The 14,334-nt window shown below is 60.1% G+C and carries 7 protein-coding genes; 2 read left to right on the top strand and 5 right to left on the bottom strand.

The annotated features are described in order from the left end of the window. Nucleotides 1-166: 166 nt before the first annotated feature. The 5 genes from BI292_RS20745 to BI292_RS20725 all read right to left on the bottom strand — a co-directional run bounded on the left by BI292_RS20745 (nt 167) and on the right by BI292_RS20725 (nt 12,387). Nucleotides 167-1,498 (bottom strand): sigma-54 dependent transcriptional regulator, encoded by a 1,332-nt coding sequence (locus BI292_RS20745; protein ID WP_101208992.1) that lies wholly within the window; start codon nt 1,496-1,498, stop codon nt 167-169. Beyond that, entirely contained in the window at nt 1,498-3,258 is a 1,761-nt protein-coding gene (locus BI292_RS20740) for an ATP-binding protein (RefSeq protein ID WP_101208991.1), read from the bottom strand. The genes BI292_RS20745 and BI292_RS20740 overlap by 1 nt, the downstream gene beginning before the upstream one ends. Nucleotides 3,259-3,362: 104 nt before the next feature. Continuing rightward, nucleotides 3,363-6,116 carry an RHS repeat-associated core domain-containing protein gene (locus BI292_RS20735; RefSeq protein ID WP_256592716.1) on the bottom strand — a complete coding sequence of 918 codons (2,754 nt, stop codon included), beginning with the start codon at nt 6,114-6,116 and terminating at the stop codon, nt 3,363-3,365. Continuing rightward, on the bottom strand, nt 6,113-10,627 hold the full coding sequence (locus BI292_RS20730) for a SpvB/TcaC N-terminal domain-containing protein (protein ID WP_101208989.1): 4,515 nt from the start codon (nt 10,625-10,627) through the stop codon (nt 6,113-6,115). The genes BI292_RS20735 and BI292_RS20730 overlap by 4 nt, the downstream gene beginning before the upstream one ends. 236 nt (nt 10,628-10,863) lie before the next feature. Next, nucleotides 10,864-12,387, bottom strand: coding sequence for a fumarate hydratase (locus BI292_RS20725; protein WP_092278738.1), 1,524 nt, complete (start codon nt 12,385-12,387; stop codon nt 10,864-10,866). Between the two features lie 502 nt (nt 12,388-12,889). On the opposite strand from BI292_RS20725, the gene BI292_RS20720 reads away from it, so the two are divergent. Together BI292_RS20720 and BI292_RS20715 are read left to right on the top strand one after the other, a co-directional pair. Further along, nucleotides 12,890-13,996: a diguanylate cyclase gene (locus tag BI292_RS20720; RefSeq protein WP_101208988.1), complete on the top strand. Its 1,107-nt coding sequence runs from the start codon at nt 12,890-12,892 to the stop codon at nt 13,994-13,996. Continuing rightward, nucleotides 13,989-14,334, top strand: a 346-nt coding sequence (locus tag BI292_RS20715) for a 2Fe-2S iron-sulfur cluster-binding protein (RefSeq protein ID WP_157831287.1), incomplete at its 3' end; no start/stop codon positions are given. The genes BI292_RS20720 and BI292_RS20715, both read left to right, overlap by 8 nt.

Below are 14,334 nucleotides of genomic sequence, written 5' to 3'. Positions count from 1 at the left end.
GAAGGGACGGATTGAGGTGTTCTTGGAGCTACATCGACCTGAGATACCGAGCCGAACTCAGGTCTTGAAAACCATGAAGATCTGCTCCCTTTCCCCTCTCCCCGTTGGGGAGAGGGCTGGGGTGAGGGGCTGGATACCAGCAACACCGCAAATCCACAGGGAAAACTCACTCCCCTAAAAACATCTCCCGACTCAGCCCATGCCGCTGCAGCTTTTCGTTAAACGTGCGGCGCGGCAGTTGCAGTTCTTCGAGCACTGCTTTTACGTCGCCCTTGTGCCGGGTCAGCGCCGCGCGCAGGCAATGCGCTTCGAAGGCTTCCTGCTGCGCCGCCAGCGACTGGCCGGGATCGATTGTCGCCGGTTCCGGCTCGCCGAGGCCCAACACCTGGCGCTCGGCAACGTTAGCCAGTTCGCGGACATTGCCCGGCCAGTCGTGGCTCAATAAGTGGCTCAACTGCGGACCGCTGAGCGGCGCAAATGTCCGCCCCAGACGCTCGGCCGCCTGCTGGGCAAAGGTCTCGAACAGCAACGGAATGTCCTCGCGCCGCTCACGCAACGGCGGCAAGCGCAATTCCGCGACGTTCAAGCGATAGGCCAGGTCCTCGCGAAAACGTCCGGCCCGGGCTTCGTCGAGCAAGTCCGGTTTAGTCGCGGCAATAATCCGCAGATCCACGCGAATGCTCTGGTTCGAGCCCAGCCGCTCAAGCTTCTGTTCCTGCAACACGCGCAACAATTTGACCTGCTGCGCCAGCGGCATGCTTTCGATTTCATCGAGAAACAGCGTGCCGCCGTCGGCGTATTCGAGCTTGCCGATGCGCTTGCCCGAAGCGCCGGTGAACGCGCCGCTTTCGTGGCCAAACAATTCGGCTTCAAACAATTGCTCGGGAATCGCCGCGCAATTGAGCGCGACAAACGGCTTGTCGGCACGCGGGCCGAAGTCGTGCAGACAACGCGCGACCAACTCTTTGCCGCTGCCGGTTTCGCCGCGGATCAACACGTTGACCGGCAGCGTCGCCAAATCCAGCACTTGTCGGCGCAAGGTCTGCAAACCCCGGGAAACCCCGAGCAGCGTCGCGTCGAGTTTGGCGCGGTTGTCGGCCAGCACGTGCAGCGCGCGGTTCTCCAGAACCAATCGGCGTTTCTCCAGGGCGCGGCGCAAACTGCCGAGCAAGGTTTCCGGGCTGAAAGGTTTTTCCAGAAAATCGTAGGCGCCATCGCGCATCGCTTCGACCGCCATCGGCACATCGCCGTGGCCAGTGAGCAGAATCACCGGCAAATCGGCATCGCGCCGTTGCACTTCGGCGAGCAGTTCGAGGCCGCTGATGCCGGGCATGCGCACGTCGCTGAGGATCACCCCGGGAAAATGCGCCGGCAGTTGCGCCAGGCATTCGTCGGCGCGGCTGAACAGTTGCACCTCGAACCCCGACAGGCTCAGCCATTGTTCGACGGCGCTGCGGATGCTGCTTTCGTCGTCGACCACTATCACCGAATTCAGCATCAGACAGGCTCCTCGAGATCGATCGGCAAGGTCAGGGTAAACACCGCGCCGTTGTCGTGGTTGGCGGCCGACAAGCGACCACCGGATTCGTGGGCGATGGCGAACGATACCGCCAGCCCCAGGCCCAAACCATCGCCGACCGGCTTAGTGGTAAAGAACGGATCGAAGACGTTCGGCAGATGCTCTTCGGCTATCCCGCCACCGTTGTCGGCGACGGTCAAACGCCACAGTTGCTCATCGGCTTCGAGGCGGATTTCCAGGCGTTTGCAGGGTTTGTCGTGCACCGCGTCGAGGGCGTTGCGCAGCAGATTGATCAGCACCTGTTCGAGACGAATCGCATCGCCGCGCACCCACGCCGGACGTGTCAGGTGCAGCACGCTGCTGACGTTTTCATCGCGCAACCGCGCGTCGAGCAACTGCAAGGATTGATCGACCACCGCCGCCAGATCGAGGCGTTCGCGCAAGCCGCTGGGGCTTTTGCGGGCGAAGGTTTTCAGGTGGCCGGTGAGCGCGGCCATGCGCGTGAGCATGTCGTCCACCGGTTTCAGCGCTTTGTACGCATCATCGATGCGGCCGTGATCGAGCAGCAGACGCAGCGTCGCAAGCTGCATGCGCTGGGCGGTCAGGGGCTGGTTGATCTCATGGGCCAGCGCTGCGGACATCTGCCCCAGCGCCGCAAGTTTGGCCGATTGCACCAAGCCATCCTGGGCGGTGCGCAGGTCGCGGGTGCGTTCTTCCACCAGTTGTTCGAGTTCTTCGCGACTGCGCTGACGCATCTTCGCCAGACGCCAGCGCTGGTTGAGGAACAACAGCAGGAACACCACCGCCAGCCACAATCCGGCCGCCGCGAGCGCCGCGTTGCGGCTGTCCTCGAAGGCGATTTGCGGGCGGCGCAGCAGGTGCAAGGTCCAGCCTTCGGCGGGCAGTGGCAGCGATTCCCAGAGGTAATCCGCGGCGCCGTCCGGGCCTTCGACCCGCGTCAGATCGCTGTTGTCATCGAAGCGATGTTTCGATTGATAAACCAGCGGTGTCAGCGGTTGTTTGTCGTATTGGCGGGTGGTTTGCAGTTCGGCGTGATCGTTGTCGCTCAACGCTTTCAAGTGCCGATAACGCCAGCCGGGCTGGTTGGCGATGAAGATAATCCCGCGCGCATCGCTGACCAGCAACGTGTCGCTGCCCTGGCGCCATTCGCGTTCCAGTTCGGGGAATTCGAGTTTGACCACCATTGCGCCAAGGAACTCGCCGTTGTCGCGCGTGACGGCGCTGGAGAGGAAATAACCGGGGATGCCGCTGGTCACGCCCACCGCGTAAAAACGCCCGCTGCCCTGAGTGCGGGTCTGGCTGAAGTAGGGGCGAAAACCGTAGTTGTGGCCGACGTAACTGCTGGGCATCCGCCAATTGCTCGCGGCGACGGCGAGGCCCGTGTGGTCCAGCAGTTCGAGGGTCGAGGACTTGGCCGCGCCGTTGATCTTTTCCAGTTTGCGGTTCAGCAGTTCCTGTTGCACGGGGCTAACTGGGCCGTTCAACCCGGCGCGCAATTCCGGGTCCAGCGCCAGCACCGCGGGCAGCGCGCGGTAGCGGTCGATCAGGGTGTGCAGGGAATTGGCGTACAGCGCCAGTTGCTGACTGGCGCGTGCGGCGTCTTCTTCCAGGGCCTGGCGTTCGGCGTGGCGCATGGCCAAGCCGGCCGCAAGGGCCGCTCCGGCGAGGATAAACAGGGTATACAACGACAAACGCACGGTACGGGAAATCGGCAGCATGCTGGCGCAAACAGGTAGAAAGTCGGGCGGGCACCATAGCACGGTGTGCCCGCCGCAAGAGAAATGGGAAACCAGAAGTTCTGGAGTCCCGAATGCCCTGATTGTTAAACCTCAAAGCTCCGTGCGGAACTGAAACTGGAATTGGAAGTGGACCGCATCAGTGTCCGGTTTATCGATGGCCTTTGGCGGACGCTGCCGGAATCTTGAGAGACAACCGAGCTCCGACGCGATGAGACGGTGCTCCCGCTGTCGCGAGCAGGCCTCAATTGAGTGATTTTCTCCAGCATATTCATGGTGTTCCACGTAATGCCAATCAAGGTTTCGACCTCCAGTACCTGATCACGGAGTGCGGTCTGCGCCTTCAGGGTCACCACGTCCAGCAAACTTTGTTCGGCAATCAGTCTGTTGATAGTGGTGCTCATTTCACCGGCCAAGGCATTGTTCGCAGCTGTTTCCTTGGTGCCTCTCCATTCGTCAACATAGCCACCGAGTACCGGCCCCAATGCAGCTCCAACTACCGCAGCGGCAAGGGTTACACCGGTGTTGAGCATTGCAAAGTGACGGTTGAACCCTTGGGTTACATCGCGGGGAGGAATGGAGCCATCCCCTTCTGGATCCCAAGTTCCCGGCAGTGACCAACCGGGATTGAACACGGTCGCATTCACCGTGAGCTGTGCTGCAGCCGTGACAATGGTCGAAACGATCGCTGCGTTCGCGGGGCTCGAAGTCCCGATCGGAAGCAAAGCTACCCCGACTCTGGAGTTAACGGCTGCTAGCGCGAGGCGCTTGGCCTGTTGGCTCCACGATTCATCCGGTTCAGGCGGCATATTGCCGGGAGGATTTTCTCCAGGGTTTAGTACTGGCTCAGAAAGGTCGGACAGGTTCACCATGCTGCCTGCGACGGAATGGGGGGGTGATGATGGTGCGGAGCTCATGGGAATTGAGAATTGTGATGGTGTTGGAGAGGCCGGGCGGATCATCCCGCCTTGGTCATCAACAAAGGTTATCGGGTTGTTTCCCATCATCCGATACAGATTCAAACCGTCGACGGTTCCCAATGGATCGGGATTGATCCACCTCGATAACCACGCAGCGCAATAGCGCATCCCATAGTAGTAAAGGCCACTGGCATCCATCTCCTTGCCGGAATAACGGATGGTTTTGTAATCAACGTCCACGGCCGAATGCGCTGTTAACCAGGCCGTACCGCCAAACGGGTAATAGCCCTCGTGGCTGACTATCCGAGCGTTTTGATCCAATTCCATCACGCTGGAGCCCAAGTGATCGTCGAGGCTGTAGCGCAGTTGATCCTGGGCGATGTCGTCGGGTTTTTTGTTGACCCAGTGCAGACAACGCACGCTGCCTCTTCCACCCGGCAAGGTGATGACGTGCATTTGCTCGCCGTTGTCGCGGGTGCGAATTTCCAGCCCCGGCAAATAGATCACCTGATGAAAGTGGGGAAGGGTCGAGGCTTGCCATTCATGACGTTTGAACACCCGTACGCCCTGGCTGTAGCGAAAGATTTCTCCGTCGTTGGAACCGTTTTTGCGTTCGAGCAATGTTGCGGATGCCAGTTGATCACGGCTGTTCCAGAGCAGGGGCCTTCCCGGGGACGCGGCCAGGAGATTGCCATGGCAGTCGAACAGGGTGTTGAAATCCGGGATGGGATCCGCTTCTTTCCAGCGCACACCACGGTTGCTGTTCGGGTCGATTGACATCTGGTGGGTGTAGCCGCCCACTGCACGCTCATGGACCACCCTGATCAGGTTATCGCTGTGGTCGTAGGTGAAAGTCTGTTTGTAATTGAGGTGGTTTTTCGGGTCGCTCGGCATCGGACGGCCCGGCAGGTCGGAACTCGGAGTGGCGTCATGGCCGGTGGCGCGAGTCAGCCGATACAGCGAGTCATAAGAGAACGTGCGGTGACCATCCATTAAATGGTTCTTGAAGTACACCGGTTTGAAGGCGAGATCGTTGATGCGCAGTACGTTACCGACCCGGTCATAAACGTACTGAAGATGCTGGTGCAGGTCCTGCCGGGGTGCGCCGGCGGTCAACGTGTCGAGACGACCGTCGGCGTCATCGTAAGTCCAGGTGCTGACGATCTGGTTGCCGGCCAGTTGCTCGATGATCTGGCCGGCGGCGTTGTAGCGGGCGTATACCAGAACGGGCTGCCAGGCGCCCCCGGGGTTGAGCCGCAGTTGTGAAGTGTTCAACTGCCCGGCGATGTCGTGGAACAACTGCCGTTGGTGATCACCGGCATCGGTCTCGGTGAGTACCATGCCAAGCGGGCTGTAGGTCCGGCTGCTGCTAAAGGTGCCCGCCTCGGTGACCGTTCGGCTTTCGCGCAGCGGTTGGCCGTGCCGGTTGAAGCTTGTGAACGCCACATTGCCTGAGGCATCGACTTGCTCGATCAACTGGCCGCGCAAGTTGAGGCCCGGATCCGCCAGCGCAGAGGCGTAGGTAAGGGTTTCGACGTCCGGTTGATCGTTCTCTACAAGCGTGAGCACACGCAACCGGTTGTCGTAAGTGGTGCGCCAGTGGCTGCCGCGTCCATCCCAGCGCCGGAGTAGTTCACCGGCCAGCCCCGTGAGAATTGTCCGCACACCGGCGTCGACGCTGTCGACCTTGACCACTTGTCCGGCCAGGCCGTAGACCGTGGCGAGGTTGGGTTTGGGAGCGTTGGCCAGTCGCGGGTCCCGTTGCTCCACCTGCCGCCCGATAACGTCATGGCGTAGTCGGGTAATGAGCGGCTCCACGGTGCCGCCTGCCTCATTACGCAAGTAGGCAATCTGGCGCACTGGCAGGCCTCGCGCATCATGGGACGCCACCGACGGTGTTTTCCAGTCGACAGTGCTCATGATCGCTTGTCCGCCGTGGGGTCTTTCGTGTCCGGCGCGACGTAGGTGTCATTGAAATCCAGCTTGGTGGTGTACCAGGGGTGGATTATTTCAAGCGCGATATCCGCTTTGGCGTTAATGATCTTGTTAAGGCGACCCAGCACATCGTAGAAACTCTTATCGTGATGGCCGAACTCCTTGAAGCACTCGTCATCGATGTAGCCGTAGGCGTTGGCGAAGTAGGGGCGATAGGTTCGTACCGGTAATTGCTTGTTGTTGTATTCCACGCGTTCGCTGATGCGCCAGCGCCGCTCGGCGTGCGCAACTTTTGGCTTGCCGTTTTCGATCACCAGTTTGCCGTTTTCCACGACATAGGCATCACCCGGTTCAACCCGTTGCTGGGTTTGCAAGGCGCGTCCAAAACCATCGACGATGTTCAGGATAATCCGGATCTGCGAGGGTTCTTCATCGTAATAGTCACGGTCTGCGCTTAAAGCGACGCTGTGCACCGGAATGCGCGGCACGCTGACGAGCAGGTCCCACAACGCTTGCTCTGCCGACGTCCGGGACTTGAGCCGGGCCAGGCGCAGGCGCGCACTGGCGCGTATGTGCTGGCTGTGCAACACGTAACCTTGTGTGATCCAGTCACTCAGCCACTCGGGTGTCTGCCGCACGGAGTCGGGTAACAGGCCCATCCAGCTGAACAGGTCCTTGCGAAAGGTGCTGGCCGCGTCTTGCAGCGCTTGCTTCGAGAATTCGATCGCCGTGGCGGGGCTGGCATCTTCAGGACGGTTGTATTTGTCGATGGGCAGGAATCCGGCGGGAATACCGTTTTCTGTTCCGTGATAAGTAACGGTGTGGGGACCTGATGGTCCGTTAAGGGCCTCTTCAACATTATCGTTGGCATCGGTGATGCGCAGGGGTTGCAGTGAGTGGTAGTCGTACTCGACGCGAGTGGTGCAGCCATCCGGCAGCTTGACGCTGAGGGATGCGAGAGAGTAATCGTCGTATGTCGCTTCGGTTACACCATGGCTCAGGGTTTCGTTGTATTTAATCACCCTGTAGAAGCGATCAAGGCCTGCATACTCGGCAAAGCGGTAGAGGGCGGACCACAGATTCCTCTGTTGGTCCTCTTCTTCGTCGGCCGCTTTGTCTGTGCCGAGGAACAGCTTCATAGGCAGATAACCAATCTTCTCAAGTTCTGCCCGGATATCGATCGCAGGCGTTACGTCGCCGTAGACCTCCAGCGCCTCCTTGTTCAGTTGAGCAATTTCCATCGGCCCTGCCAATGCCTCGAATTGCGCAGTGCCATCCGGCAACTCGCCATTGGTTGTAGAAACGTAGCGTTGCACAGATTGCGAGGTCAATACCCGTGCAGCGACCCAGTGGGCTGAGGTGAAGAGTTCGAGTAACCGTTCGTACGAAATCTCCTGGGGATCAAGGCCTGCGACGGTTGGCTTCTTGGGCAAAACAAGAGCATTACCGCGTTGCCGGTAGGGAAGACCGAGCCGCCAGCCTTGCAGGTCGGGCAAGTGAATGAACTCGGCGCGGGTTTCGCTCAAGTAGTAGGACTGCTGAGCCGGATCGTGGGCGTCAATCCACCATTTATCTTCATCGGGATCAACAAACGGTGACTTGTCCGCCTCCGTCAGGCGCCGGGCATAGCTGACGGCAACGCTGTGGGTCGTCAGCCCAAAGGTATCCCGACTCAAGTTGATGGCGTGGTGGCACAGCGGGTCGTCGATGTAGCGTTCGTAGTTGTAGGTGATGGTTTCCAGCAGCGAAGGCATCAGCACCGCGTAGGGGTAGTGTTCACCTCGCCCGCGCACTTCGCGCACGATGTATCGGGAGTGTTCCACCCGGTAGGGCGCTGCCGGGAACGGGTCAGCCTGCGCGTAGGTTTCCAATGTCAGCACTGCGCCGGCGAGGGAGCGTGCGATGGCATGGGCGGTGGTTTCATCCGCAGGTGTGATGAGCTCTTCGTACTCATCGTCAGGGTGATACCGACAAAAAAGCGTGCCGCCCAACGGGTGCGCCTTATCATCACGATCGAAGTAACCGTCGCGAGGCATGTCGATCTGTCTGCCAGTGTGAAACCAGGTGCACACCAGGGCCGGTGCGGTGAAGCTTTCGTCTTCATTCGAAGCGGTTTCGCTGTCGGTCTGGTGCAAACGGCCGAAGCCGCGGAATTCACGGTCAAGAGGGTCGTACCAGGCCTCGAAATAACTGAAAAACTGATTCAGGCAATTGCCGGTAATTTCATCCCGCTGGGTTTGTCGACTGACGACTTGCACCGCGAAGGGCAGGTAACACACGGGAAGACGATTGAACTTGAGAATCCGTTGTTTTTCATCCAGCCATTCCTGCGCGGAACTGCGATACACCACCTCAGTGCTGCACCCCATGTTGTTGTTGCTGGCGGTCATCAGGTACGGCCTGGCGCTGACAAAGTCGTAGCGCCAGTGCTGCGGTTTCATATGCGTGAGGGTCAGGATCAGGCTGGGGCAGCCGAGCCCTTGCAGGTCGGCGAAGGTGACCTGGCACTGGTTGTCGTAACGCACGCCCTCGGGCCATGGGACAGTAATCGGATCTTTCGCAAACCCGTTGCCGCCTTGATTGAGGTAAATATGGAAGTGATCTGAGTTCAGATAGATAAGCGCAGGCGCGCCGGACCCGTTCAGGTCCGCGATGCGTACGCGCGCCGCATCGAACTTCGTGTACTCGAAGGTCGGGCCGCTGATGACGAAGCCTTTGTCAAACTTCCCATGCCCCAGGTTCGGCCAGCATTCGATCTTGTCGTGGCGAATACGGTACAACTCGGTCATGTCGCTGCCCAGCAGATTGCCCACAAACACCAGTTCGCTGCGTGAGTTGCTGATCAATGGCAAGCGATCGTCTATCGGCGTATGAAGGACATCCTCGCCCTTGGCGAAGCCATCTTCACGCTGGCTGGTGTAAAGGCGAACCGCCTTGGGGCCGATCAGCGCGAGAGAGTCGAGGCCGGCGCCCGTGAAGTCACCCAGCTGCGCAAGAACGTTGAAAAACTCCACCGGGAATGCCGCGAACGGAATGAAGGCAGACCAGGTTTTGTCCGGGTTCAACTTATGGAAGCCGGCCATTCCAGGTACCGCGATCACCCAGTCGGGACGACCGTCGCCGGTCAGGTCCATCAGGGCCTGATGCGCTGGCTTATTGCGGTCGGCCACCGGGATTTTGTCGAGTGCTGTCCACGGTCCATAGGTGATCTGATCGCCGCCGGCCTGATCACGCAACGGCTCCCGGTAGTACCAGCACTGGTCGTAGCGGCACAGGAAACCTGGCAGGCCCTCGCCGAACAGGTCGACGCATTGATAGAACCGCCCGTCTTCGATGCCCGGCATGTTGTCGAACGGGAAGAACGGTTTCGGCTGGGTATTGAGTTCGAACGGTGAATAGTCGAACTCCACCGGCGGCATGTTTTCCACGGCACCGCTGGCGTCATACGCCTGGTAGTGCGCCGCCCTGATTTGGCTGTAGGACCAGGGCGCTGTGCTCTCCGAGTATTCCAGCAGCAAGCGGCGGACCAGCACAGGCTCGTCACCCAGTTGCGCAAAATTGTGAAACATCAGCACTTGCCGGCAGAGGCGTCGAGTGCCGACTTCGTAGCCGTGACCATAGGTCGAGAAGGGGTCGTGCCGGGATAGCCAGGGCTTGAGCGTCGCGCCGTCGTAGACAGGTTTTTCAGTCAGGTCCAGCGTGCGTTCGCCATAGTCGAATACCAGGTGAAAGAGCCATGAAGGCTCTGGTGCCTGGGGTAATTCCCAGCCGTACAAATCAGCGCATGCCGCAAGGTTGCCATATAGCACCTTATGCAAATATCGCTGTGCCCGGTAGTCATGCGGGGCTGGGGTCTCGGACGGATCTTCAGTCTTGTATTCGTAACAGATGTGCTCGCCGCGAACATTCATGCTCTCCTGCAGCAACCAGGAGGCAATCCGTTTCGAATCTTGCGGGTCAGCCTTGCGCGCGGTCTCGACTTTGCCGAAAAGGTGCAGACTGCCGTCAGCCCCGTGTACCAGCCAAAAGCCGTCAGGGTTGGCGGCGCAGCGCCAGCATTCGACCAGGTCGAACGTGGTTTCTACCCGGGGAAAGTACCGCGTAACCGTGTGCGGACCGATGGGCAAACCCCGGTATTGGGTCTCGTCTCTGGATTTGATCTTGCCTTCGCGGTCGCGCTCAGCCATCAGTGCTTCGCCTGACGGGCTGAGGAACACGTCATCGTCGGTATAACGCGGCACGCCTTTATCGGTCTGGCGGGTAATGGCGCTGAGGCTTAAATTCCATCCGATGCCAAATGGCCCGTTACCCGACTGGCTGCTGTAGCTCAGCGTGAGCTGAGGATCAAAGCCGCGGCCGGGCGAAGAAGGCAGAGGCAATGCAAATGAAGCGGCGCCCGTCGCGCCCACCTTGCCCCAGCTTTTGCCGATGGTGGCGATCGATGCGCTCTTGGCGATCGAGGGTTCAATGATGCTCAGGGACGCTTGGTCTTCCATGGGGCTGATCCTGTTTTTGAGCTTGGCGCTCGCCCGCGGCAAACGGTGTCGCTGGATGGATCAGACGCTAACAAGAAGGGCACAGGACGTAACCTGTCAGATCTGACAGGTCGCAAGGATTTCTTAGATCAAATGTAATTAAGCGAGATGCTTTTATTCCGTTGGCAATACTCATGGGCAAAAAAAGGCCGGGGCGTCGCTAAGACGTCCCGGCCTTTTCATGTCAGCTGAAGCGCTTACTGCACTTCTACTGCCAGGCTTTCACTGATCTTTTTCTGCCAGATCGCAGGACCGGTGATGTGAACCGACTCGCCCTTGCTGTCGACCGCAACGGTCACCGGCATGTCTTTGACGTCGAACTCGTAGATCGCTTCCATGCCCAGTTCGGCAAACGCCACGACGCGGGATTTCTTGATTGCTTGCGCCACCAAGTAAGCCGCACCGCCGACTGCCATCAGGTACACGGCTTTGTGGTCCTTGATCGCTTCGATCGCGGTCGGGCCGCGCTCGGACTTGCCGATCATGCCCAACAGGCCGGTTTGTTCGAGGATCTGCCGGGTGAACTTGTCCATCCGCGTTGCGGTGGTCGGGCCAGCCGGGCCAACCACTTCTTCGCGCACCGGATCAACCGGGCCGACGTAGTAGATGAAGCGACCCTTGAGGTCCACCGGCAGGGTTTCACCCTTGTTCAACATCTCGACCATGCGCTTGTGCGCGGCGTCGCGACCGGTGAGCATCTTGCCGTTGAGCAACACGGTTTCGCCCGGTTTCCAGCTCTGCACTTCTTCCGGGGTCAGCGTGTCGAGGTTGACCCGACGCGCCGACGGACCGGCTTCCCAGACGATTTCCGGGTAGGCGTCGAGCGGTGGCGCTTCCAGCGAGGCCGGGCCGGAACCGTCGAGCACGAAGTGCGCGTGACGGGTGGCGGCGCAGTTGGGGATCATGCACACCGGCAACGAAGCGGCGTGGGTCGGGTAATCCATGATTTTCACGTCGAGCACGGTGGTCAGGCCACCGAGGCCCTGGGCGCCGATGCCCAGTTGGTTGACCTTCTCGAACAGCTCCAGGCGCATCTCTTCGATGCGGTTGGACGGGCCGCGCTTTTTCAGCTCGTGGATGTCGATGGATTCCATCAACACTTCCTTGGCCATCACCGCAGCTTTCTCGGCGGTGCCGCCGATGCCGATACCGAGCATGCCCGGTGGGCACCAGCCGGCGCCCATGGTCGGCACGGTTTTCAACACCCAGTCGACGATCGAGTCGGACGGGTTGAGCATGGCCATTTTCGATTTGTTCTCGGAACCGCCGCCCTTGGCCGCCACGTCCACTTCCACGGTGTTACCCGGGACGATGGAGTAGTGGATAACGGCCGGGGTGTTGTCCTTGGTGTTTCTGCGCGCGCCTGCCGGGTCGGCTAGGATCGAGGCGCGCAAGACGTTTTCCGGCAGGTTGTACGCTTGGCGCACGCCTTGGTTGATCATGTCGTCCAGGCTCATGGTGGCGCCATCCCAACGCACGTCCATGCCCACACGCACGAAGACCGTGACGATGCCGGTGTCCTGGCAGATCGGGCGGTGGCCGGTGGCGCACATCCGCGAGTTGATCAGAATCTGCGCCATCGAGTCACGCGCCGCTGGCGATTCTTCGCGCAGGTAGGCTTCGTGCATCGCCTGAATGAAATCAACGGGGTGGTAATAAGAAATGAACTGCAGGGCGTCGGCAACGCTCTGTATCAGGTCGTCTTGCTTGATCACGGTCATGAGTCGCGCTCCTCTAAAAGACGGGAACATTCAATAAGGTGCTTGCAGCTTGGGTGCTTCGGTCGGTTGCAAGCACCTTTACAAGGCACGCCGGGGCAGCAGGCGCGACGCTAAAAAGGCGCGGCAGTATAACGCGCCTCGGTAGCAGACACACATTGGCTTTTGGTCGGACATGGAACTGTGGCGAGGGGGCTTGCTGTGGCGAGGGGGCTTGCCCCCGTTGGAGTTCGAAGCACTCCCCCAGCACTCCCCAGCATTTCCCGTATACACACCGCTTCGCTGAATCTGCCGGCCGCTGCGCAACCGAACGAGGGCAAGCCCCCTCGCCACACGGAGTTCCAGATCTGCAGTAGCCGCAAATATTGAACATAAGGGCCATGCTTTTGACGCCAGTTTTCCGCCCTGAAAATTGGTTGGTCATTTACCGGTCGCGCCACTAAAGTGGCACACGGCCTGTAGAGTAGGACACTCTTTCAGCTTCTTTTTTCTGGTGAGTCAACGATTGACCCATAACGCCATTCAGCGCCTGTTACTTAAACGTTTTGCCCTCGCGGCCGGCACCTATGCCCTCGCATTGCTGCTGCTGTGGCTGGCGTTTTTCACCGGTCACTACGCGGCGCCTCTGGCCAGCGTGGTAATCGGCAGTGCGTTGGTGGTCGCCAGCCAGGCGGCCCTGTTTGCGGTTTTCTACAGCGGCTACAACCTGCGCCACGCCGACCCGAGCCTGACCGAACTCCAGGTATTGCTGGGCCTGGGTTGGCAAACCTGGCTGATCTTCCATCTCGACGACGCGCGCGGTGCGTTCCTCGTCTTCTACATCCTGATCCTGCTGTTCGGCCTGTTTCACCTGTCGCGCCGAGCGTTTGTGCGTTGCGCGTTACTGGTGTTTTTCAGTTTCAGCGCGATCACGTTGTGGGAGGGCTACCAATTCCAGTTGGCCGACCCGGCGTTGGCGCTGTTGCAGGTGTGCGTGCTGTTTATCGTGCTGGTGTGGCTGGTGCTTTACGCCCGCTACGTCCAGGCCTCGCGCCAGTTGATGCGGCAACGGCGCTTCGCATTGCAGGCGCATCAGGACACGTTGCGCGGGATGATGCGCCAACTCGAAGACCTGGTCGCCACCGATGAATTGACCGGATTGTTCAACCGTCGGCACTTCCTGCGCCTCGCCACGCGCGAGCTCAACGCGATGGACAATGGCGTGGTCCACGGTCTGGCGCTGATCGATCTCGACCACTTCAAACGTATCAACGACGTACACGGCCACGCTGCCGGCGATCAGGTGCTGCAAGCCTTTGCCGGTGTGGCCACGGCGTGCCTGCGCAACGGCGACGTATTGGCCCGTTACGGCGGCGAAGAATTTGTGGTGTTGCTGCCCGATTGCGACGCCGAGCGCCTGACGTCGTGTTGCGAGCGTTTGCGCATTGCCTTCACCGATGTCGAACTGTTTGGCCTCGACGTCAGCAACCTCAGCCTCAGCGCCGGCATGACCTTGCTGGAACTCGGCGACGACCTCGACGAAGCCCTGCAACGCGCCGATCAGGCGTTGTACCGGGCCAAGCGCGATGGGCGCAATCGGTGCGCGGCGGCGTGGGAGAACGTCGATGCCTGAGGTGCGGGTCGGCGAGCGCCAGTGGTCAGTGACGGCGGGCAGCAACTTGCTCGATGCCTTGAATCAGAACGGCGTCGCCGTGCCCTACAGTTGCCGTGCCGGCAGTTGTCACGCGTGCCTGGTGCAATGCGTGCAAGGCCTGCCCAATGACAGCCGCCCGGATGCCTTGAGCGCCGAGCAACGTCAGCAAGGCTGGCGCCTGGCCTGTCAGTGTTCGGTGGTGGAAGACTTGCAGGTGCACACCTTCGACCCGCAACGCGACGGTCGCCCGGCGCAAGTCGCCGCTGTCGATTGGCTGACGGACAACGTCTTGCGCCTGCGCCTGATCACCCAACGAC

This window comes from Pseudomonas sp. 43NM1 (genome assembly GCF_002836905.1).
In the GTDB taxonomy this organism is placed as follows: Bacteria; Pseudomonadota; Gammaproteobacteria; order Pseudomonadales; family Pseudomonadaceae; genus Aquipseudomonas; species Aquipseudomonas prosekii.
This window is presented reverse-complemented; position numbering and strand designations above follow the sequence as displayed.

Excerpts from the sequence above, each read along its gene's own strand:
- BI292_RS20745 (WP_101208992.1), bottom strand. The coding sequence starts at position 1,498 with ATGCTGAATTCGGTGATAGTGGTCGACGACGAAAGCAGCATCCGCAGC.
- BI292_RS20740 (WP_101208991.1), bottom strand. The coding sequence starts at position 3,258 with ATGCTGCCGATTTCCCGTACCGTGCGTTTGTCGTTGTATACCCTGTTT.
- BI292_RS20735 (WP_256592716.1), bottom strand. The coding sequence starts at position 6,116 with ATGAGCACTGTCGACTGGAAAACACCGTCGGTGGCGTCCCATGATGCG.
- BI292_RS20730 (WP_101208989.1), bottom strand. The coding sequence starts at position 10,627 with ATGGAAGACCAAGCGTCCCTGAGCATCATTGAACCCTCGATCGCCAAG.
- BI292_RS20725 (WP_092278738.1), bottom strand. The coding sequence starts at position 12,387 with ATGACCGTGATCAAGCAAGACGACCTGATACAGAGCGTTGCCGACGCC.